This window comes from Paenibacillus sp. P32E, assembly GCF_001909085.1.
GTDB lineage: Bacteria > Bacillota > Bacilli > Paenibacillales > Paenibacillaceae > Paenibacillus_AQ > Paenibacillus_AQ helianthi.
In genome coordinates, this window is record NZ_LVYY01000076.1 from 26,635 (window position 1) to 46,804 (window position 20,170).

23 protein-coding genes are annotated in these 20,170 nt (G+C 50.4%); 21 read left to right on the forward strand and 2 right to left on the reverse strand.

Features of this window, described 5'->3' with window-relative positions:
- Positions 1-16 precede the first annotated feature (16 nt).
- Complete coding sequence (locus A3848_RS28905; RefSeq protein ID WP_074088490.1) at positions 17-2,206, forward strand: alpha-galactosidase; 2,190 nt, start codon at positions 17-19, stop codon at positions 2,204-2,206.
- Positions 2,207-2,289: 83 nt separating this feature from the next.
- Here A3848_RS28905 and A3848_RS28910 read toward each other — a convergent pair whose 3' ends face one another.
- Positions 2,290-2,907, reverse strand: coding sequence for a nitroreductase family protein (locus A3848_RS28910; protein WP_074088491.1), 618 nt, complete (start codon positions 2,905-2,907; stop codon positions 2,290-2,292).
- A 343-nt stretch (positions 2,908-3,250) separates the two neighbouring features.
- Between A3848_RS28910 and A3848_RS28915 the strand changes: the two genes are divergently transcribed.
- The 17 genes from A3848_RS28915 (at position 3,251) to A3848_RS28990 (ending at position 16,180) form a co-directional block, all read left to right on the forward strand.
- Entirely contained in the window at positions 3,251-3,664 is a 414-nt protein-coding gene (locus A3848_RS28915) for a helical membrane plugin domain-containing protein (protein ID WP_074088492.1), read from the forward strand.
- Positions 3,665-3,682: 18 nt separating this feature from the next.
- Entirely contained in the window at positions 3,683-4,861 is a 1,179-nt protein-coding gene (locus A3848_RS28920) for an NAD(P)/FAD-dependent oxidoreductase (protein ID WP_074088493.1), read from the forward strand.
- Between the two features lie 149 nt (positions 4,862-5,010).
- Positions 5,011-5,874, forward strand: a complete 864-nt coding sequence (locus tag A3848_RS28925; protein ID WP_074088494.1) for a DUF2785 domain-containing protein — start codon at positions 5,011-5,013, stop codon at positions 5,872-5,874.
- Positions 5,875-5,949: 75 nt separating this feature from the next.
- Positions 5,950-6,579 carry an SGNH/GDSL hydrolase family protein gene (locus A3848_RS28930; RefSeq protein ID WP_074088495.1) on the forward strand — a complete coding sequence of 210 codons (630 nt, stop codon included), beginning with the start codon at positions 5,950-5,952 and terminating at the stop codon, positions 6,577-6,579.
- A 354-nt stretch (positions 6,580-6,933) separates the two neighbouring features.
- On the forward strand, positions 6,934-7,392 hold the full coding sequence (locus A3848_RS28935) for a ferritin-like domain-containing protein (protein WP_074088496.1): 459 nt from the start codon (positions 6,934-6,936) through the stop codon (positions 7,390-7,392).
- Between the two features lie 358 nt (positions 7,393-7,750).
- Entirely contained in the window at positions 7,751-8,497 is a 747-nt protein-coding gene (map, locus tag A3848_RS28940; protein WP_074088497.1) for a type I methionyl aminopeptidase, read from the forward strand.
- Positions 8,498-8,528: 31 nt separating this feature from the next.
- Positions 8,529-8,849: a carboxymuconolactone decarboxylase family protein gene (locus tag A3848_RS28945; protein WP_074088498.1), complete on the forward strand. Its 321-nt coding sequence runs from the start codon at positions 8,529-8,531 to the stop codon at positions 8,847-8,849.
- A gap of 31 nt (positions 8,850-8,880) precedes the next feature.
- Positions 8,881-9,465, forward strand: coding sequence for a DJ-1/PfpI family protein (locus tag A3848_RS28950; RefSeq protein WP_074088499.1), 585 nt, complete (start codon positions 8,881-8,883; stop codon positions 9,463-9,465).
- Positions 9,466-9,490: 25 nt separating this feature from the next.
- Positions 9,491-10,306: a hypothetical protein gene (locus A3848_RS28955; RefSeq protein WP_074088500.1), complete on the forward strand. Its 816-nt coding sequence runs from the start codon at positions 9,491-9,493 to the stop codon at positions 10,304-10,306.
- A gap of 53 nt (positions 10,307-10,359) precedes the next feature.
- On the forward strand, positions 10,360-10,782 hold the full coding sequence (locus A3848_RS28960; RefSeq protein ID WP_074088501.1) for an Rrf2 family transcriptional regulator: 423 nt from the start codon (positions 10,360-10,362) through the stop codon (positions 10,780-10,782).
- A 757-nt stretch (positions 10,783-11,539) separates the two neighbouring features.
- A complete protein-coding gene (locus tag A3848_RS32545; protein ID WP_178382099.1) occupies positions 11,540-11,716 on the forward strand; it encodes a hypothetical protein in 177 nt (58 codons plus the stop codon).
- A gap of 41 nt (positions 11,717-11,757) precedes the next feature.
- On the forward strand, positions 11,758-12,297 hold the full coding sequence (locus A3848_RS28965) for a GNAT family N-acetyltransferase (protein ID WP_074088502.1): 540 nt from the start codon (positions 11,758-11,760) through the stop codon (positions 12,295-12,297).
- Positions 12,298-12,312: 15 nt separating this feature from the next.
- Positions 12,313-12,684 carry a helix-turn-helix domain-containing protein gene (locus A3848_RS28970; protein ID WP_074088503.1) on the forward strand — a complete coding sequence of 124 codons (372 nt, stop codon included), beginning with the start codon at positions 12,313-12,315 and terminating at the stop codon, positions 12,682-12,684.
- Positions 12,685-12,728: 44 nt separating this feature from the next.
- Complete coding sequence (locus A3848_RS28975; RefSeq protein ID WP_074088504.1) at positions 12,729-13,460, forward strand: metallophosphoesterase family protein; 732 nt, start codon at positions 12,729-12,731, stop codon at positions 13,458-13,460.
- Positions 13,461-13,697: 237 nt separating this feature from the next.
- Entirely contained in the window at positions 13,698-14,564 is an 867-nt protein-coding gene (locus A3848_RS28980) for a VOC family protein (protein WP_074088505.1), read from the forward strand.
- A gap of 75 nt (positions 14,565-14,639) precedes the next feature.
- On the forward strand, positions 14,640-15,515 hold the full coding sequence (locus A3848_RS28985) for a beta-1,6-N-acetylglucosaminyltransferase (protein ID WP_167374708.1): 876 nt from the start codon (positions 14,640-14,642) through the stop codon (positions 15,513-15,515).
- A 29-nt stretch (positions 15,516-15,544) separates the two neighbouring features.
- The gene (locus A3848_RS28990) at positions 15,545-16,180 is read left to right on the forward strand and encodes an NAD(P)-dependent oxidoreductase (protein ID WP_074088507.1); all 636 of its coding nucleotides are present in this window, start codon (positions 15,545-15,547) and stop codon (positions 16,178-16,180) included.
- Between the two features lie 121 nt (positions 16,181-16,301).
- On the opposite strand, the gene A3848_RS28995 is transcribed toward A3848_RS28990, so the two are convergent.
- Positions 16,302-17,057, reverse strand: coding sequence for an MBL fold metallo-hydrolase (locus A3848_RS28995; protein WP_074088508.1), 756 nt, complete (start codon positions 17,055-17,057; stop codon positions 16,302-16,304).
- Between the two features lie 232 nt (positions 17,058-17,289).
- Here A3848_RS28995 and A3848_RS29000 point away from each other — a divergent pair, with 232 nt between their 5' ends.
- Genes A3848_RS29000 through A3848_RS29010 form a run of 3 tightly spaced genes read left to right on the forward strand, consistent with a single transcriptional unit; the run spans position 17,290 to position 20,107 of the window.
- Complete coding sequence (locus A3848_RS29000; protein ID WP_074088509.1) at positions 17,290-17,526, forward strand: helix-turn-helix transcriptional regulator; 237 nt, start codon at positions 17,290-17,292, stop codon at positions 17,524-17,526.
- 47 nt (positions 17,527-17,573) lie between these two features.
- Entirely contained in the window at positions 17,574-19,595 is a 2,022-nt protein-coding gene (locus A3848_RS29005; protein WP_074088510.1) for a Na+/H+ antiporter, read from the forward strand.
- A gap of 2 nt (positions 19,596-19,597) precedes the next feature.
- Positions 19,598-20,107 (forward strand): GNAT family N-acetyltransferase, encoded by a 510-nt coding sequence (locus A3848_RS29010; protein WP_074088511.1) that lies wholly within the window; start codon positions 19,598-19,600, stop codon positions 20,105-20,107.
- Positions 20,108-20,170 lie beyond the last annotated feature (63 nt).

The following is a 20,170-nucleotide window of genomic DNA, read 5'->3' on the forward strand; positions in this document are numbered from 1 at the left end:
TTTTTAGGAGGATCAGATGGGAATTCAATTTCATTCAGGGGAACGTATATTTCATATTCAGAGCCGTGCAACCAGCTATGTTCTCCAGCTCCTGCCCACAGGAGTCCCGGTTCATATCTATTGGGGGAGAGCCATCCGGGCAACCGCGCTATCTTCTATCCTGCAGCGGACGGAGCGCTGCTCCTTCTCGCCAAGCCCTTATCCTGAAGATATGTCGATCTCCTTTGACACGATTTCGCAGGAATATCCATCTTATGGTGTTGGGGATTTCAGGCATCCCGCCTACCAGATTCAGGCACCTGACGGGACGACAGCCTCCGAGGCTGTGTACGATACCCATCGGATTTATCGCGGCAAACCTGCACTTGAAGGCCTCCCCGCGACTTATGCCGAGCATGAGGATGAAGCGGAGACTCTGGAGCTGGAGCTGCTAGATGCGGTAGCCGGGTTGCGGATCATCCTTAGTTACACTGTGTTTAATGAATTGAATGCGATTACGCGTTCAGTGCGTTTCATAAATGAAGGTGCAGGGGAGCTGAAGCTGTTGCGCGGACTCAGCATGAGCGTAGACCTGCGCGATTCCAGCTACGATCTGCTGCACTTGTCAGGCTCATGGGCAAGAGAACGCTATGTAGAACGCCGGCCGCTCGCTTCCGGAATGCAAGGAGTGGAGAGCCGCAGAGGGGCAAGCAGCCATGCCCATAACCCGTTTATAGCCCTTCTTTCCAAGGGGGCAGATGAAGATCATGGGGAGGTATATGGCGTCAGTCTGGTCTACAGCGGCAGTTTTACCGCTCAGGCAGAGGTTGAGCCGTATAAGACAACCCGTGTATCCATGGGCATCAATCCCTTTGATTTCAACTGGCTGCTTGAGCCGGGAGAATCCTTCCAGACTCCTGAGGCAGTGCTTGTCTTCTCTGCGGCTGGCCTTGGCGCAATGTCCAGAACCTATCACAAGCTGTATCGTACGCGGCTGGCCCGCGGCACCTTCCGTGACCGTACGCGTCCTGTGCTTGTCAATAACTGGGAGGCTACATATTTCGATTTCACTGCCGATAAGATTGAAGATATCGCCCGGGCGGGCAGTGAGCTGGGCATGGAGCTGTTCGTCCTGGATGACGGCTGGTTCGGCCACCGGGACAATGACAGCAGCTCACTTGGGGACTGGGTGGTTGATCCGAACAAGCTGCCCGAGGGTTTGGAGGATCTGGCGCAGCGGGTGAATAAGCTCGACATGCAGTTTGGCCTGTGGTTTGAACCGGAGATGATCTCGCCGGACAGTGAGTTGTACCGGCAGCATCCCGATTGGTGTCTACATGTACAGGAACGCCGCAGAACGCTGGCCCGTACACAGCTGGTGCTGGACTTCTCACGCGAGGATGTCTGCCAGGCGATCGGTGACCGCATTGCTGCTGTGCTGCGGTCAGCGCCAATCACCTATGTCAAATGGGATATGAACCGCAATATGACTGAAATCGGATCTGCACAGCTGCCGCCGGAAAGACAACGCGAAACGGCGCACCGTTATATGCTTGGTCTGTATAGTGTGCTTGAACGGATTACCTCGGAATTCCCGGATGTGCTGTTCGAGAGCTGCTCTGGAGGCGGGGGACGTTTCGATCCCGGGATGCTCTTCTACATGCCGCAGACCTGGACGAGTGACAACACCGATGCAGTCAGCCGGCTCAAAATCCAGTACGGCACAAGTATCGTCTATCCGCTGAGCGCTATGGGCAGTCATGTATCTGCGGTTCCGAACCATCAGGTTCAGCGCAATACATCCCTGGAACTCCGTGGCCATGTGGCCATGTCAGGCAATTTTGGCTATGAGCTGGATTTGACGAAGTTCACAGAAGAAGAAAAGGCGGCGGTAAAAGCACAGGTGGCGCTGTACAAAGAACTGCGTCCGCTGGTTCAGTTTGGGGAGCAATACCGGCTCCTTAGCCCCTTTGAAGGAAATGAGACGGCGTGGCTGATTGCGGCAGAAGATCAGTCAGAGGCTGTAGTGGTCTATGTCCGTACACTGGCTGAGCCTAATGATAAGCTGTATTACCTGCGACTTAAGGGTCTTGATCCGGATGCGGATTATGAATGGCTGGAAGGCGGCGGTGTATACGGAGGCGATCATCTGATGTATGCGGGATTGCCGCTGCCTGCATTGCATGGTGATTTTCAAAGTATCCTGTGGCGTTTCCGCAGAGTGTAGAGCGTATTAATTACTACTGTTTAAGCAAAAAAAAGAGCCATCCGTGCTGCGTCCCGGATGGCTCTTTTTGCTGCGTGCATCCCTCAAAAGAACTCAACAAACTCATTCACCGGCTTGCGGTAGCCGCGGGGTCTGATCTTGTGCTTGTTGTCCTTGCCGATGGTAATAAGCATGACCGGTACCAAATTCTCAGGCAGGCTCAGGGTCGCCTTGAGGGCTTCAGAATCGAAACCGATCATCGGGCATGTATCCCAGCCCTTGTCCTTGGCAATCAGCATGAACTGCATCGCGGACAGGGAGGCATTGCGGATCGCTTCATCGCGCTGAAAAGCGTCATTTCCAATGTAGGCGCCATTGATGGCATCAATGGTGCCGTCAAATTCTTCCTCACTCATGGCTCCTAGCATTTTCAGGCCGCTATAGATTTCTGATGCCTGCAGATACGCATGCTTGTCTCCAAGCACGACGATAACGGCTGAAGCTGTGTGGATTTTATATTGGCCATAGGCTGCTTCACGGACTTTTTCTTTCAGCTCTTCATTGGCAACCACCTTATAATGCGCATGCTGCAAATTATAGGCTGAAGGGGCAAGACGGGCCAGCGAGAACATTTCCTCCAGCTCGCCCTGGGGAATCTCGATGCCCTCTACGAAGTTATTTGCGGATCTCCGTGCTTGAACCAATTCTGAAAAAGTACTCATGTTCGTTCCTCCATTGTGTATGTAGTGGTTAATAATTATTAATAGCTGATATTAATAAATAAACTTACTATTTGTTACTTGCTAAACATATCACGGCATTTTACCTTCGTCAATGACTAAAAGTAACGCTGCACTAAATTTTTTTACAAAAATGAGGGATATATCGAAATTCGAAGAAAAGAAGTGATTTTAATCACAAAATAAGGGTATAGAGGCAAAAAGATTGTGACATTTTTTACATAGAGAATGTTATAATAATCACATTGATTTAGAGATTAATTATTTCGTTCATCTGTAGTCCATCTTCTATATGAAATAAAGCTATTGTAAAGGAGCGCTCATTATGTCAGAAACCATTACTCAAACCAAAGCTTTTACCAAAGAAGATCTCCTGGATCAGCTCTTGAAGCCTGAGGTGCAGGAATCCCTAACAACACTGGTGGAGCAGCTTCCCCAGATTACACAGTTGGTTGGTGCATTAACCAAATCACTTGATTTTGTGCAGGCTGTTGCATCGGATGAAGTGCTGAAAAGTGATACAGTGGGTGCTATCAAGGAGCTTGCGGAGCCTGTAGTAGATTCCGTTAAAACGATGGCGGCTACAGTGATCGAAGCCAAAGATCGTGCCAGCGAGAGCAGTGAAACGATCAGCCTGTTCGGCATGATGCGAATGATTAAGGACCCCCAGGTGCAAAAAATGCTCCGTTTCATGAATGCATACCTGCAGGTCAGCGGCGAACGTAATCCACAAAAATAAGGACGGAGGAACATTATCATGTCAAAACATATCGTGATTCTCGGAGCTGGCTATGGCGGCCTTCTGAGTGCTATTAACTTGCGCAAATATATGAGTAAGGCTGAAGCTAAAATCACAGTCATCAATCAGTATCCGACGCATCAGATTATTACCGAGCTTCATCGTCTGGCCGCAGGGAGTGCCTCGGAACAAGCTGTTACTATGCCTCTTACCAAGCTATTTGCCGGAAAAGACATTGATCTGAAAATTGCCAAGGTGAAGTCATTCTCCGTTGACAACAAGCAGGTGCAGCTATCCGACGGTACGGCGCTCACGTATGATGCCCTTGTGGTTGCGCTTGGCAGCACTACGGCATACTTCGGCATCCCGGGGCTGGAAGAGTATAGCATGGTGCTGAAATCCGCTGCGGATGCGACAAAAATCCATGCCCATATTGAAGAACGCATTCGTGAATATTCCAAGACGCACAATCCTGCCGATGCGGCCATTCTGATTGGCGGCGGCGGACTGACCGGTGTGGAACTGGTAGGCGAGATTGCTGATGTGCTGCCGAAGCTGACCAAACGGTATGGTGTGAATGCTCAAGATATTAAGCTGATGCTGGTGGAGGCTGGGCCCAAAATCCTTCCAGTGCTGCCGGATCACTTGATTGAACGAGCGGTAACCAGCCTGACTGCCCGCGGGGTAACTTTCCTGACTGGTCTTCCTGTAACCAATGTGGCCGGCAATGTGATCGATCTGAAGGATGGCCAGCAGATTGTGGCTAATACCTTCGTGTGGACCGGTGGGGTTCAAGGCAATCCTCTTGTTGGTGAATCGGGTCTTGAAGTGAACCGCGGCCGTGCCACAGTCAATGATTTTCTGCAGTCGACCTCGCACCCGGATGTTTTTGTGGCAGGTGACAGCGCCGTTGTCTTCGCAGCAGATGGACGTCCATACCCGCCGACCGCACAAATCGCCTGGCAGATGGGCGAGCTGATCGGCTACAATCTGTATGCTTATCTGAATAACTCCGCATCTGAAACGTTCAGTCCGATCAACTCAGGTACGCTTGCCAGCCTGGGACGCAAAGACGGAGTGGCGATTATCGGCGCCAGCAATACTCCACTCAAAGGCTTGCCTGCAACCCTTATGAAGGAAGCGAGCAATATCCGTTATTTGTCCCACATCAAAGGCCTGTTCAGCCTGGCGTACTAATTATCATATTTTACAAAGTCCTATATGACCTTCAAGCCTATCCGATCCTTATGCTGTAAGGAGCGTTTAGGCTTGGAGGTTTTTTTGATCTGGAAAGGGTTACGGTATTGTGTTAATTTACATAGTAAATCAATGGATGGAGTGAAACCATGAATAGTGTCAGAATTCAGTTAATGACCGATTTGCAAAGAATAGAAACGGAGCACTACAGGCTTCGTGAAGGCGAAGAGCATCAGCGTTTCATCTCCCTGATGCTGGAGTATATCGGAGATCCTCAGCCGGAGCTAAGGGACGAGCTGATCTATCCGGCATTCTATGAATGGATTCTGGAGCAGCGGCTGTTCTCTTCTGACGAGCTTCGCGGGATAACGGCGGTCCTGCTGGATGAGCAGCATTTGTTCCATGGCATAGGGGGCCAAGGGGAGGATACAGTGTTTACCAGAACCTTTACTACACTGGTTATTGGACTTATTATCCAGCGGCACAGAGAACGGCCTTTTCTGGATGCTGCTGGTTTTCTGAAGGTGAAGACAGCGCTTCTTCGCTATTACATTGAAGAGAAGGACCTGCGCGGCTATGTTGAAGAAGGCGGCTGGGCCCACTCGGCGGCCCATGGGGCGGATGCCTTGGATGAACTGGTGCAATGTCCGGAATGTGATGAGCCGTTACAACTTGAGGTCCTGGAAGTGGTTCGGAGGAAGCTCCACAACGGAGTATACATCTTCAGAGACGAAGAGGATGAACGGATGGCTACGATTGTGGACACCATGATCCGCGGCAATCTGCTTGCGCGCAAACGTATAGCTGAATGGATTGGTAGTCTTGCGGCCTCCGGCAGCCAGCCAGGCAGCCGCAGCCAATACATCAACCGGGTCAACAGCAAGAATTTCGTGAGAGCTCTATATTTCAGAAGAGAAAGGGAGGGGCTCGGTCAGGAGCTACATGAGGCCTTGCTCACCGCTGAACTGAACGTGAACAAATTCACCACCGGAACTATTAATTCTGTTCATTAGGTGCTCACCCGAAATCTATTTGCTATAATAGATTTGTTTATACTATAACTGTTGTTTTATAGGAGGCTTTTCAGTATGGAATTTCAAGAAAACGATATCATTTTGTTCCAGGGCGACAGTATTACCGATTGGGGCCGAAACTATGAAGACCCGTCCTCGCTGGGTGTGGGCTATGCACTGATGATAGCGGCGCGCCTTGGGTTGCTATATCCCGAAAAGAAACTGAGCTTTTTCAACCGCGGAATCAGCGGCAACCGTGCGGCAGACCTGCAGAAGCGCTGGGACAAGGATTGCCTGGAGCTGAAGCCGACTGTGGTTTCGATCTATATCGGCATCAACGACACCTGGCGCCGGTTTGATTCCGGTGAGGAGACTACGGCTGCACAGTTCGAAGCTTCCTATCGCGATCTGATCGAACGCACCCTGGCAGCAACAAGCGCCAAGCTGGTTCTGGTTGAGCCTTTTGTGCTGCCGGTTCCTGAGGACCGCAAAGGCTGGCGCCAGGATCTGGACCCGAAAATCCATGTGGTGCGTGAGCTGGCCCGTGAGTATGGTGCTGTGCTGGTACCGCTCGATGGATTGTTTGCTGCGGCATCTGTGAAGGCGGAGTCTGCGTTCTGGGCACCGGATGGGGTTCATCCTTCACCGGCTGGACATGCTCTCATTACCGATGCCTGGCTGAGAGCGGTAGGGGCCATTCGCTAAATGTAATAGTCAGCCTGCATTGAATACATATTTGTCTGCCATTCCGTAAGGCCGATCCGTTGAGATATAACGGATCGGCCTTTTGTTTAGATGCATCAAAAGGACAAGTTTCACATACGCGAGGGATAACATGACTATCGAAGCCACTATGAGTATAGAAAATACAATTTTTTCAGTTACTCAACTACGTTGTCATATACTTTACGAACGGCTGGATGTTCAAGGAGGTTGAAGCTAATTCACTCTTGACAGTGATTCACTTAAGGAGTAATTTGAATATATAAAAAGATTGTGCAAAATACAATTATAACAAATTTAGTTTTATAAAAAATAGTATATGAGGAGAAATTCATTATGGCTAAAAATGAAAAGACTATCGAGTTATTCCAGATGTTAGTAACCATGCTTTCGCAGCAGTCTGTCGGACACAGAATAGAGTCCAGAATTTTTGCCAGCCAGGGTTTGTCAAAACTTGGGGAGAAATATGCAGAACACGCAGAGGAAGAGATGCAGTTTGTCGGGAAATTCATTGACCGTATTATTGATCTTGGCGGCGTCGTCAAGAACGGTGTAGTGAAGGAAGCTCCGGTATACGAAGATATCGAAGAATGGCTTACATATGATGTGGAGCTTTCAAAAAGCGGCTTAGGCCAAGTTGGCGAGATCCTTGAAACCATGATTGGCGATCCGATTTCCTATGATCTATTTAAGGATTATGTTAAGGACGAGGAAGAGGATATGCTGTGGGGGGAGCAGCAGCTTGCGCTTATGAAATTGATAGGCAAACAGAATTGGTTGATGAAACAGATATAAAATGGCGTATCAACCAGAACTTAATGGGAAGGATCTGCAGACATTGCAGGTTCTTTTTTTTGCAAAAGTGATAGAATGTTATTTGGTTCACAAGACTGATATAATTGGAGAATACATAAGAATTTGGAGGTGGAACCCATGAAAAGGCTGCTGCTGATCGTGCCGGTTCCGCTGGCTGTTCTGCTGAGCGGCTGCTAGAATGCTTTCGGATTCATCAATGCGAAATGGATTTCATGCAGAGTGATCTGTTTCCGGTGACAGGATTACCCTGAACTCCGATCACTCTATACAGGAATTAGTATAAGAACAAATTCAGATTTGCCAGTGAAGTGATATGAACCGAGAGGAATGTGGGCAGATGACTAGTGATACAGCACAGGATTTGCAAGGTCTTAAGGCAGCAGGCCAAGTAGTAGGTTACACTATAGCGGAAATGAGAAAAAGTGTAGTTCCAGGTATGACAACCGCTGAGCTGGATAGGGTGGGAGCAGCGATTCTGGAGCGGTTCGGCGCGAAGTCTGCTCCCAAGGTCACCTATAATTTTCCGGGAAGCACCTGCATCAGTATCAATGAAGAGGTAGCTCACGGAATTCCGGGCTCCAGGGTTATTCAGGCGGGTGATCTGATTAACATTGATGTTTCCGCCGAGCTTAACGGGTATTACGGGGACGCTGGGGTGTCTTTTCAACTGCCGCCGTTCAATGAAGAGATTGTCCATCTATGCCGCAGCACCGAAGAGACCATGATGAGTGTTATCAATCACCTGAGAGCGGGGATGAAGGTTAACGAGATCGGCCGCATGATGGAGCTGGAAGCCCGCAAACGCGGGTACAAAGTAGTGCGGAATCTCTGCAGCCACGGCATAGGCAGATCGCTGCATGAGAAGCCTTTTGAGATCCTTCCGTTCTATAACCCGCGTGTAACCACTGTGCTGCAAGAAGGGCAGGTCATCACGGTTGAGCCGTTCCTCTCAACAGGAACGGATTTCGTGGAGCAGCAGTCGGATGGATGGACACTGAGTGTGAAGGACAGCAGCCGGGTAGCCCAGTATGAACATACGATCGTAGTCACCAAGGGTAAGCCGATTATCCTGACAAGTGCCTGAAAGGCTCATTATACGAAATGGAGGCTATCAAATGGACAATACACCGCAAGTAAGTAATGCCTTTGCGACTTTTATGAAGGAAGCTCCACAGCAGCAGCAAGCCTGGATGGAGACGGTTCAGAAATTGGATGCTGCAAGCCATCTGGATCCGAAGACAGAAGAAATTGCCTATATTTCGGTGTTGGCGGCGATGCGTCTTGAAAGCGGTCTGCCTTTTCATGTGAAGCATGCCAAGGCGCTTGGAGCCACGAGAGAAGAGGTTATCAGTGCAGTCCTGCTGGGCTTGCCGGCTGCTGGTAACGGGGTTATTCAAGCCTTACCTGTGGCTTTGCAGGCGTATGACAGCGAATAATTCGTGGAATTGCCGGAAGGAGAAGGATAAGATGCGTATAGCTTTTGTACTTTTTGATGGTATCACTTTTCTGGATTTTGCCGGCTTTTATGATGTGATTCGCCGTTTGGGGGCCTATGAAGCAGGCCAAGGGCTGGAGATGGACATCTGCGGTTTCACCGGACAGGTGGAGGATGAGCAGGGACTGGTTGTTCAGATCGGCAAGGTTCAGCCGGATCTGGGGCAATATGACCTGGTCTTTGTACCGGGCGGAATGGGGACGAGAAAGCTGCTGGACGATGAACCCTTCATCTCCTGGCTTCGGGGAGCCGAAGAGGTCCCCTATAAGGTGTCCGTGTGCACGGGTTCATTGCTGCTGGGAGCGGCCGGATTTTTGCAGGACCGCTGGGCTACGACTCACCCTTCCGCTTATGAACTGCTGGAGCCGTATTGCGAACAGACAGTGAAGACGCGGATTGTACAGGACGGCAAGGTCATTACAGGAGGCGGAGTTTCTGCCTCCATTGATCTGGGACTATATATAATGTCGCTTCTGGCAGGAGAAGCTGCCATGCTTGCTGTCAAGAAGCAAATAGATTACCCCTATGATGTGCAGGGAATCATTTGCAGACAGTAGAAGCGCAGGGAAACGGGGCAATGAGATGAAAGAAAGTCCAAACCTACCGGCAACACTACAGCAGCAGATGAACAACCGTGATCAATGGCCGGTGCTTACCCATGATATGCTTCAGAAGAGCGGCCTGCCCGGACCGAGGGCCAACCTCGCACTGGCGGGCAGCTTTGCCAGCCTTTGTGCCAAACCTGATGTGACGGAGGATGCCTGGGAGCTAATCACTGCCTGGGCGCAGATCCCTGAGTCTGAAGCTGCTGCAGGTGATCCGCAGGAATTCCTGGTGTTCTGTGCAGTCTGGGCCTGCGGAGCCCATTATGCCCATGGGGCTGCCGGACGGCGGAGCCAGGCGGAAGGATTCCTGCGAGCGGCGATGAATGACGCCAGATGGAGGATTCGTGAGGCCGCAGCAATGGGGCTGCAATCCATTGGCGAGTATGATTTTGTGCTGCTTAAGCAGTTGCTAGAAGGATGGCGTGCGGGGTCTACACTGCTTGAGCAGCGCGCTTTTGTTGCAGCACTGGCACATCCGCCGCTGCTGAAGCCTGAGCCCAATGTTCTGTATTGTCTGGAGGTGGCAGACGGGATTATGGAGGGAATCGGCAGAGAGACTTCAAGGTCCGCCGACCCGGAGCATTTTCGCGTGTTGTCCAAGGGTCTGGAATATAGTCTGAGTGTATTTGCCGCCAGACTGCCGGAGCCTGGATTTGCCATGCTGCGTAAATATGCGGAGAGCAGAGATGCCCGGCTGATGAAGATTGTGAAGAGCAACCTGGGCAAATCAAGGCTGACCAAGAAGTACCCTGTTGAGGTTGCCGAGCTACTGCAGGTATTGACAACCGGATAGAATGTAACTATTATAGTTGCATCTATGGGGTAACGCACTAAGGAGAGATTTCCATGAACATCAGCACCCGGTTTGCGGTGGCTATTCATATTTTGACGCTGATCGATAGCAACAAGGAAGGCAAAAGCACCTCGGAATGGATCGCAGTCAGTGTCAACACCAACCCGGTGGTGATCCGGCGGATTACAGGCATGCTGCATAAGGCAGGGCTGGTTGAGGTCCGTCCCGGTGTAGCGGGAGCGAAGCTTACGCGAAGCCCGGCCGAAATAACATTACTGCAAATTTATAGAGCTGTGAATGCGGTAGAGGCGGATTCGTTGTTCTCTATTCACGAGCATCCGAATCCCAGCTGCCCGGTTGGCCAGAATATTGCCGGAGCCATAATCCCTGTTTTTTCTCTCGCTCAGCAAGCGATGGAAAATGTGCTGCAGGAGGTTACACTGGATCAGATTGTGAATCAGATTCCGGTGTCTTGAAGTGTAATGGGTTTAGCGTCTCAGTAAAGGTATCCCCATCATCATATTGATGACTGCGGGATACCTTATTTTGTGCTTAGACGTGCGAGCCTAAAGCCATTATGGTAAAATCAGCCTGATCACAAGCACAGGAGGAACTCCACCGCCCGGAGCTTGCTGTCAGAAAAAGCCTGCTCCTCAAGCATCCGGTACTTGCTTTTACTGGAGAAGTATTTGAAGGCCGAATTCAAAACGATCCGCGCTACGGGGATTTATATGTTGTGCCAAAGGCAGATTTGCCGTATGTATATGTGAAAAAGAACAGGCTTGGCTGGACAGCCGCTTCGGGTGGAAGCGGGCCATAAGAGTATCCGGCTGCTAAATTTAACGCGAATGGGTAAATAAAATTTAAGAAAACATTTAGCGGGAATTTATGTAATTTTAAGGTTCGGGGAGTATAGTTGAGTTCTCCACCCCCCAGTGGATAGATTTTTGCTTAGATCCTGCTGTGCCTCGGCAGGATCTTTTTATTGTGCGTAGCACCGGATTCGACAATTTCAGCAAACCTTTATTTGTTCTTCATACGCTTTTAAGCTTCAGGGCTTATAGTAATCCCATGACCCCCTTATAAATAGACCTTGGCCCTGCCGGACGTTGGCGGGGTCACTTTTTTTGTATGAGAACATGTACGGCAAGCTGGCTAAGGCTGTCTATTGCTTTACACAATATTCCAAGTGCAGTAGACTAACACCATGTATTCGCTGAAGGGAGAGGATTGATGTTGATTTTTGCACTCGGTTTATGGTTGATGGGTCTGGTGGCGCTTTTGATCGTAATCAGAAAGGCTGTGGACGGATCCCGGACTTCAGACAAACTGGATATACTGATTGACGAAATCCGGCTGCTGCGCAAAGAGATCAGAGAGAACAAGCATATTATTGATAAGCGGATGTAACGCGGATTGCAAACATATATGGAAAGGAGTGTTATGCCCTGATCTTTTATCATAAGAAAGACCTCAGTGTTAGAAATTTGGAACCGGAAGACGCTAAGCTGCTGGTGAAATGGCTGTCGGATCCGGTTGTCCTGGAGTATTATGAAGGCCGTGACCGTCCGCATGATCTGGCAATGGTGCAGGAGCATTTTTACGAAGATACCCCGGAGGGGATGATCCGCGCTATTGTCCGTTACGGGTCGGAGGATATAGGCTACGTTCAGTTCTATCTCATTGATGACGATGAGCGGGCAGAGTATGGATATACGGATTCTGCAGGTTCGATTTACGGAATGGACCAGTTTATCGGTGAACCAAGACTCTGGAATAAGGGCATTGGCTCGCTGCTGGTGCGGGAGACGGTTATCTTCCTGCTGGAAAAGCGGGTGGATAAAATTGTCATGGACCCGCAATGCTGGAACCACCGGGCGCTGCGGGTGTATGAGAAAAACGGGTTTGTGCGTAAAAAGCTGCTTCCGGAGCATGAATGGCATGAAGGGGAATATAAGGACTGCTGGCTTATAGAATACTGCGGTACCTGAACCAAGGAGATGCTTATGAAAAATCAATTATCGCTTCTAGCGGCTAGCCTGATTCTGGGATTATCTATTATTATCGGCTGTGTGGTTATCAGCAATGATCGGCAGGCAAGCAGCGGGCAGGCAGCCGAAGCACAAGCTTTGGAGAATAAGCCCATGCTCACACTTCAAGAGACTGCTATCTTACTGGGAATCAGCGAAGATCAGGTGAAGAACCTTATGAAGGCGGAAAATTCCCCTTTAAGAAATGAGGGTTCCTTTGGGGGCACAAGGATTCCATTCATCAAGGTCGATGACCAGTTTCTATTCAGTAAGGTAGATTTAATGGAATGGATTCAAGCCGCAACGTCTGAAAGAAGAGTCTATAGCGGTGATAAAAGGCTTAATTGAACGAAGAGATACTACATATCAGTACAGCATCGGAGGGTACATACGTGGAGAAAATCGCCATTATTTCTGATATTCATGGCAATGTAACCGCTCTGGAGGCCGTTTTGGCGGATATCCGGCAGCGCAAGATCAACAGGATCTTCTGTCTGGGGGACCTTGTAGGCAAGGGACCCAATTCGGATCTGGCGGTTGACCTGATTCGGCAGCATTGTGAGAAAGTGGTCAGGGGCAATTGGGATGAATACATCGCAAATGAAAGTGAGTTTGAGGCGATACAATGGCACCAGGCCCTCCTCGGACCCGGGCGAATAGCGTATTTGAGCAAGCTGCCATTCTCCATCGAGTTCTGGATGAGCGGAAAATACATCCGCCTGTTCCATGCTTCACCGCGGAGCGTAAATGAGCGTATCCAGCCCTGGGACGATCTGGCGCTGCGTTTATCGCTGTTTGAACCTTCAGAGCTGTGTGGCGAACAGCTGCCGGCGGATGTGGCCGGATACGGGGACATCCACGGGGCATATCTTCAGCATCCGGGAGGAAAAACTTTATTTAATGCAGGGAGTGTCGGCAATCCGCTGGATATTACACAGGCCTCGTATACCGTTCTGGAGGGAGATTACGGCAGCCGTGATCAGGCATCGCTGAATCTGCAGTTCGTAAGGGTTCCATATGATATTGAGCGGGCTGTGCAACAGGCCATAGACTCACAAATGCCCCAATTGGAGCCGTATATTCGGGAGCTTAGAACAGCAGAATACCGGGGCAAGGACGCATGAATACAAGTTGTAGCTGGCTGGAATGGTATCCAGTTCAATTCGGATCAAGCCTGACCGCGATGGGGTCGGCTTTTTTTTATGAGAAGGTAATTGACAAACTTATGGAATGCTACTAAACTAAAGTTAGTTAATATGTAACTGAAACTGTTACAATCATGAATGGTAATATTGGAACTTGTTAAGACTAACCGCAATCGCAGGAATTGGATATCTTAGTTAAATCCAGGAGGGGTTTATATGACAACAGCAGCAACACTGCCGCAAACTTTGGAAATTGGACTTGTGCAGATTCGGGTAAGCGATTTGGAGCGTTCGCTTGATTTTTATCAGAATGTAGTTGGACTGAAGGTGCTCCGCCAGACTGGGCGTGAAGTGGAAATGACGGCGGACGGCCAGCATGTACTCCTGGTCCTGCGGGAGATTGAGAATGCGCGGGTGCTCCGACGCAATTCTGCCGCAGGACTGTATCACTTCGCCATTCTTGTACCGGACCGTCCGAGCCTTGGACTGGTGCTGCGCAATCTGATTGATTCGGGAATTCATGTCGGCCAGGGCGATCATCTCGTCAGTGAGGCATTGTATATTCAGGACCCGGATAATAACGGAATTGAGATCTATCGCGACCGTCCGCGGGATACCTGGAAGTATGAGGCCAACGGGAACGTTGTGATGACAACAGATCCGGTGGATGTGGATGGTCTGCTGGCCGCTTCAGAAGGTCTGGCATGGACCGGACTGTCTGCAGGTACCGTGATCGGGCACGTTCATTTCCATGTGGGCGATCTTGGCGAGGCCAAGAGATTTTACGTCGATACGCTGGGCTTCGAGCAGACGGCTGCGTACGGTGATGCGGCGATGTTCATCTCGGCCGGCGGGTATCACCATCATATGGGACTGAACGTTTGGGCAGGACAAGGTGCTCCGGCAGCACCGGCCGATGCGGCGGGCATTGACTATTTTACCCTGCTGCTGCCAAGTGTTCCGGAACGTGATGCCGTAGCTGAACGGGTGCGTTCCGCCGGATACAGAGTGGATGTGGCGGATGGCATAGTAACGGTTATCGACCCATGGAATATAGGTGTTAAGCTGCTGGTGAAGCCGTAAAGAACAGCAAAACTTGTTCATCTTCGCGCATTCCCCTATAATATGTGGAAATAAATGAGCGAAAGGATGGATGTTTTGAATCATTTCAAAATGGCATATGTTGTCCTTTGTCATAAGAACCCGGAGCAGATCAACCTGCTGCTGGAATCATTAACGGACGAACATGTGGAATTTTTTCTCCATGTGGACCGCAAAAGCGGGATCGAGGCGCAGATTATCCACCGGGAAGACATTCATTTTGTGAAGCAGCCTGTGGATGTACAGTGGGGCCATTACGGTCAAATTGAGTGCATCCTCAAATCCTTTGAGCTGATAAGTGAGCAGGGGCACTTCGATTATATTCATATTATAAGCGGGCAGGATCTGCCGCTGGTTCCGAACCGGACGATCGTTGACTTTTTCAAGGACAATCAGGGTAAAGAGTTCGTCAAACATCTACAGCTGCCGAATGATGCGGAAATGTGGGGGTGTATGTACAGAGTGTCTGTGTATTATCCGAGATTCCTCGTCTCGCGGGCCAAAACGGTCTCGGAGATCCGCAACCGGTACATTAACCTGGTGATGTCGGTGCCGGTGCTGAAGCGCAGCCTGAAGAATCTGCCGGATGCCCTGTACAAGGGTTCGAACTGGATGTCGGTTACAGGAGAGTGTATGGAGTACATTTTGGAGTATATCCGTAGTAATCCCGGTTACGTCCGTTTGTTTAAAAACTCCTTTTGCGGAGACGAAATCTTTTTTCATTCGATTATCTTGAACAGCAGCTTTAAGCATAGGGTTGTTAATGAAATCAAACGCTATACCGATTGGGACACCGGACCGGAATTCCCGAGAACACTCCGGGCTGAGGATTACGAACGAATCCGGCAAAAGGGAACAGAATGCTTTTGGGGCCGCAAGTTTGATCTGGATGTGGACCGGGAGATCGTTCAGGATATCCTGCAGCTGGCCTGATGCACTACTATACTTAGGAGGTACTTATCATGAAAATTGCAGTTATTGGAGCAAGCGGCAAGGCAGGAAGCGAAATCACCAAGGAAGCGCTGGACAGGGGGCATGAAGTTACGGCATTCGTCCGGGATGCCTCCAAAGTAGCGGGCAGCAAGGCCGCAGTCGTGGAGAAAGATGTTTTTGCTTTGACAGGAGAGGATTTGAAGGACTTTGATGCTGTGGTTAATGCCTTTGGCGCCCCATTTGGGGAAGAGCATCTGCATGTGGATGCCGGAAATGTGCTGATTGAAGCGCTGAAGGCTGCGCCGGATACACGCCTGATCGTTGTGGGCGGAGCGGGAAGCCTGTATGTGGATGAAGCCAAAACCGTGAGAGTGGTGGATACCCCGGGATTCCCTGATTTTGTGAAGCCAACGGCCTTGAACCAGGGCAAGAATCTAGAGATTCTCAAAGGCACTAAGGACTTGAAGTGGACCTTTGTCAGTCCATCTGCGAACTTTGCCGTAGGGTCCAGAACGGGTGCCTATGAGAAAGGCAAGGATCATTTGCTCTCCAATTCCAAAGGCGAAAGCTATGTCAGCTATGCGGATTATGCTATTGCCATTGTGGATGAGCTCGAACAGCCGCAGCATATCGGTGAGCGGTTTACGGTAGTTTCGGAGTCCTGAGTAAATGACCGCAAACCTTAAGCTGGATCGTTATTAAAATAACAAGCAGGAGTCAGACCGGTGTACACGGTCCCGCTCCTGCTTATTATGTTTACCGGGGCATCCCTCCCGTAGTACGGAATTAATGGTCTCCCTGGGCCAGTTCGGCAATCCGCCGGTTCACATCACCACGGAAGAGGCCGCCGTGATAGCAAATCACCTGATCGATTTCAAACTCAGCAAATTTGTGCAGAGACTGGAGCGCTGTAGCCATGTCGGGTGTAGCTGCCGCATCGGGACCGCTGAGCTGGCCGCCGCGCACGGTCAGTGCATCGGCTGCGATCAGCGTACGGCTGGCGTGATGATATAAGCTCAGATGACCAGGGCTGTGGCCCGGAGTATGAATGATGGTAATTCCCCCTCCGATGGGCAGATACTCCCCTCCGGTGAGTGTCTGATCTACTCTTCCTTTGGGCGGATGGGCCAGTACATGGAGAAAAGCACGCTTCCACTCCTCTGGTACTGACGGCGGAATCATGGCTTCGGCGGCAGCCACTGCGTCAGGAGTAAGCTTCAGCAGCATCTTGTCGCCTTCGATATAAGGCCGCTCGATTTCATGTGCGAATACGGTGATCTTGGATTGGCTCTGTTCCAGGAGAGCCTGGAGGCTGCCGATATGATCGATATCCTGGTGTGTGATCAGGATGGTCCGCACAAGGTCCCAAGGTACAGAAGCTTCGGCGGCCGCTTCCTTGAACTTCTGTTCAGCCCCCGGTACTCCGGTATCGATTAGTACAGCTCCTGCTTCGTCCCAGATCAAGGCAGGGCAGAACGTGTCTGTTCCGCCCATCACCGGCACGGTAATCTCCAGCATTTCAATTCCTTTGGCGATATGCATAATATCCCTCCATTACAATAGATAAGAATGTGCCGTCAGGCTAATGCATATCATACATAAACTTTGAAGTGGTTTCAAATCCAAAACATTATATTATAACACAAATAAATATTTTTGTCAACTATCTAAACGATGAACAATTTCAGTTTTTTGTAAAGCATGCTTTACATTTAGCGGTGAAAATGATATTGTTCTATGTAAAGCTAGCTTTACATGACCTGGAGGAACAGCGATGAAGAACAAGCTTGAGGCAATCCGAAAGCAGCAGGGCATTAAGCAGGAAGAGCTTGCGGAGGCCTTGGAGGTGTCGAGACAGACGATCTGCTCATTGGAGAATGGGAGATACAACCCGTCGATCATTCTGGCTTTTAAGCTGGCAAGATACTTCAAGCTCAGCATTGAGGATATTTTTGAATATGAAGAGGAGGGAAGCAACGGTCATCCCGAGAAAGGTAGGTTAACCCATTAGCAATGGTAAAGCCGATTACATGATTTTACATCAGGGGAGTTGAGGGTTTGGAGACGTTTCTTGCTGTACTGTTAATGCTGGGACTGATCGCGGTCTCCAATATCGTGAACCGGTTCATCCCATTTGTGCCGATTCCCCTGATTCAGATTGGACTGGGTGTTATTGCGGCCGCGTTCCCGACGGGAATCCATATGACCTTTGAACCGGAACTGTTTTTTGTGCTGTTTATTGCTCCGCTGCTGTTCAATGACGGGCGGCGGACGCCCCGCGACGAGCTCTGGAATCTCAGGGCACCTATCCTGCTGCTGTCCCTTGGGCTGGTCTTTGCAACGGTATTTGTCGCCGGATATGCCATCCACTGGATGATTCCGTCCATACCGCTCGCTGCTTCCTTTGCGCTGGCTGCCATTCTCTCGCCTACCGATGCTGTTGCAGTCAGTGCGCTGGCCGGGAAGGTGCATCTGCCAAAGAGTATCCACCGCATCCTTGAAGGAGAGTCGCTGATGAATGACGCATCGGGGCTGGTCGCTTTCAAGTTTGCCATTGCTGCGGCGGTTACGGGGATGTTCTCGCTTCCCAAGGCGACGATAAGCTTTGTGTGTATCGCGGCTGGAGGATTGCTGCTTGGAGCGCTGCTGTCATTTGTGCTGATCCGGCTTAGTGTGTTTATCCGCCGCTTCGGTATGGAGGATGTTACCATTCACGTGCTTCTGCAGATCCTTACGCCCTTTATTATTTATCTGGTCAGTGAAGAGATTGGCGTCTCGGGCATTCTTGCTGTAGTGGCAGGGGGCGTAATGTATGCCATCGAGAAGGACAGGGCTGTATCGCCGCAATACAAGCTCCAGCTTGTCTCTGCAAGCACGTGGTCGGTGCTGCTGCTGGTTCTGAATGGTCTGGTCTTCCTGATGCTGGGGGTATCGGTTCCGGACGTCGTTCAAGTGATTTACAACGATAGTTCCTTGAACAACTTCATGGTGGCCGGTTATGTGCTGGCGATCTCAGCGCTGCTGATTGTGCTGCGGTTTCTGTGGGTGTATGCATACTCTTTGTTTGAGAGCCGGAGGCTCAAGACACCGCGATCTCCGCTAAAGTCGCAGCTCATTACATCGATTTCGGGTGTGCGGGGAGCGGTTACACTGGCAGGTGCCTTCTCGATTCCGCTGGTTTTGGGTGATGGTTCACCTTTCCCGCAGCGGGACCTGATTATCGCTCTTGCGGCAGGTGTCATTCTAGTGTCACTGTTGATTGCAAGCATATTTTTGCCGCTCCTTGCGGAAGAGGAAGACACGGTTGTGGTGGAGAGTGTTACGGTCAATTCGGAGCTGTCGGCAAGATCGGTAGTGATTGACGCTGGAATGAGTATGCTGCGAAGCTTGGTCTCGGAGAATCCGCTGCCCGGGAATCAGCCGGTATTGCTGGAATTCACAGACAAAATTGATAAGCTGTGCGCTCCGAAAATGGGTGACGATCCGGAAGCGGAACACTTCCGGCAGCTGGGGGTCCAGGCGAAGCGGAATGCGATTGCTGCTGAGCGTACGGAACTGCGCCGGATGCTCGAGAACGGCTCCGTCGCGGCTCCCGTAGCATCGAAGATGGAAGAACTGCTGGATCACAAGGAAGCCTTGATGTGCAAACGGCTCGACACCCAGATCAAATTTTCGCTCACTGAAATTCAGCGCTTGTTCTCGGGGTTATTCTCCGGCAGGCTGAACGGCGATGAAGGGCGGCTGGCAGCGCAGAATGCCGAGAGTGCCCGTATGGCCAAGATTTCAATGTGCCAGGCTGCCATCTCTGCCGTTAGCGCCGGAATGAGTGAAGAGAACCGTCTGGCTTCACAGAAGGTTATTGACAAATATGAGCAGATGGAGTCCCGGCTTATCGAGGGGGACGGCTGGATTAAGGATGGCGTTGTCGATGACCAGAAGCTTGAGCTGAAGCTGCAGGCGATTCAGGAACAGCGGAATACGGTGCAGCAAATGTATCAGAACGGGGCCATTAACCTGAAAATTGCCGGAAAGCTCCGCAAATTTGTCGATCAATTGGAAACAGCGATCTGGGAGGATTAATCATGGGGGGAATAGCAGCGAACGGTTTGTCTTTTATGGAAATTGGGGAGGAGCACCTGGCTGAAGTAGTAGATATTTATAATTATTACGTATTGAATACTACGGTTTCTTTTCACACCGTGCCGCTGGATTCGGCTTCTATGCGCGAGTCGGTGTTAAGCGGTGACCCGCGTTTCAAGTCCTACGCCATTCTGCAGGACGGTGAAATGCAGGGCTATGTTCTGATTGCCAGACATAAGAACAAGCAGGCCTACGATACCTCCGGTGAGATCAGCATCTACCTGAGACCCAGCAGCGGTGGACAAGGACTCGGCGGCAAAGCGCTGAGCTTCATTGAGGAACGGGCATCCGAGCTTGATTTTCATGTTCTGGTGGCAACGGTATGCTCAGATAATGAACCAAGCCGCCGGCTCTTCACCAGACACGGATATGAGCAAAGCGCGCTGTTCAAAGAGATCGGTAACAAATTTGGCAGATGGCTGGACATTGCAAGCTATCAAAAAATAATCTGATGGGGGTACAGGGGGAGTTAAGGCTCACCTTATCGCCTTGCATAAGAAAAAAAGCTGCTCCAA

Excerpts from the sequence above, each read along its gene's own strand:
- A3848_RS28955 (WP_074088500.1), top strand. The coding sequence starts at position 9,491 with ATGAAAGAAAGTCCAAACCTACCGGCAACACTACAGCAGCAGATGAAC.
- A3848_RS28960 (WP_074088501.1), top strand. The coding sequence starts at position 10,360 with ATGAACATCAGCACCCGGTTTGCGGTGGCTATTCATATTTTGACGCTG.
- A3848_RS28925 (WP_074088494.1), top strand. The coding sequence starts at position 5,011 with ATGAATAGTGTCAGAATTCAGTTAATGACCGATTTGCAAAGAATAGAA.
- A3848_RS28915 (WP_074088492.1), top strand. The coding sequence starts at position 3,251 with ATGTCAGAAACCATTACTCAAACCAAAGCTTTTACCAAAGAAGATCTC.
- map (WP_074088497.1), top strand. The coding sequence starts at position 7,751 with ATGACTAGTGATACAGCACAGGATTTGCAAGGTCTTAAGGCAGCAGGC.
- A3848_RS28995 (WP_074088508.1), bottom strand. The coding sequence starts at position 17,057 with ATGCATATCGCCAAAGGAATTGAAATGCTGGAGATTACCGTGCCGGTG.
- A3848_RS29000 (WP_074088509.1), top strand. The coding sequence starts at position 17,290 with ATGAAGAACAAGCTTGAGGCAATCCGAAAGCAGCAGGGCATTAAGCAG.
- A3848_RS28970 (WP_074088503.1), top strand. The coding sequence starts at position 12,313 with ATGAAAAATCAATTATCGCTTCTAGCGGCTAGCCTGATTCTGGGATTA.
- A3848_RS28930 (WP_074088495.1), top strand. The coding sequence starts at position 5,950 with ATGGAATTTCAAGAAAACGATATCATTTTGTTCCAGGGCGACAGTATT.
- A3848_RS28920 (WP_074088493.1), top strand. The coding sequence starts at position 3,683 with ATGTCAAAACATATCGTGATTCTCGGAGCTGGCTATGGCGGCCTTCTG.
- A3848_RS28910 (WP_074088491.1), bottom strand. The coding sequence starts at position 2,907 with ATGAGTACTTTTTCAGAATTGGTTCAAGCACGGAGATCCGCAAATAAC.
- A3848_RS32545 (WP_178382099.1), top strand. The coding sequence starts at position 11,540 with ATGTTGATTTTTGCACTCGGTTTATGGTTGATGGGTCTGGTGGCGCTT.
- A3848_RS28935 (WP_074088496.1), top strand. The coding sequence starts at position 6,934 with ATGGCTAAAAATGAAAAGACTATCGAGTTATTCCAGATGTTAGTAACC.
- A3848_RS28990 (WP_074088507.1), top strand. The coding sequence starts at position 15,545 with ATGAAAATTGCAGTTATTGGAGCAAGCGGCAAGGCAGGAAGCGAAATC.
- A3848_RS28945 (WP_074088498.1), top strand. The coding sequence starts at position 8,529 with ATGGACAATACACCGCAAGTAAGTAATGCCTTTGCGACTTTTATGAAG.
- A3848_RS28950 (WP_074088499.1), top strand. The coding sequence starts at position 8,881 with ATGCGTATAGCTTTTGTACTTTTTGATGGTATCACTTTTCTGGATTTT.
- A3848_RS29010 (WP_074088511.1), top strand. The coding sequence starts at position 19,598 with ATGGGGGGAATAGCAGCGAACGGTTTGTCTTTTATGGAAATTGGGGAG.
- A3848_RS28980 (WP_074088505.1), top strand. The coding sequence starts at position 13,698 with ATGACAACAGCAGCAACACTGCCGCAAACTTTGGAAATTGGACTTGTG.
- A3848_RS28905 (WP_074088490.1), top strand. The coding sequence starts at position 17 with ATGGGAATTCAATTTCATTCAGGGGAACGTATATTTCATATTCAGAGC.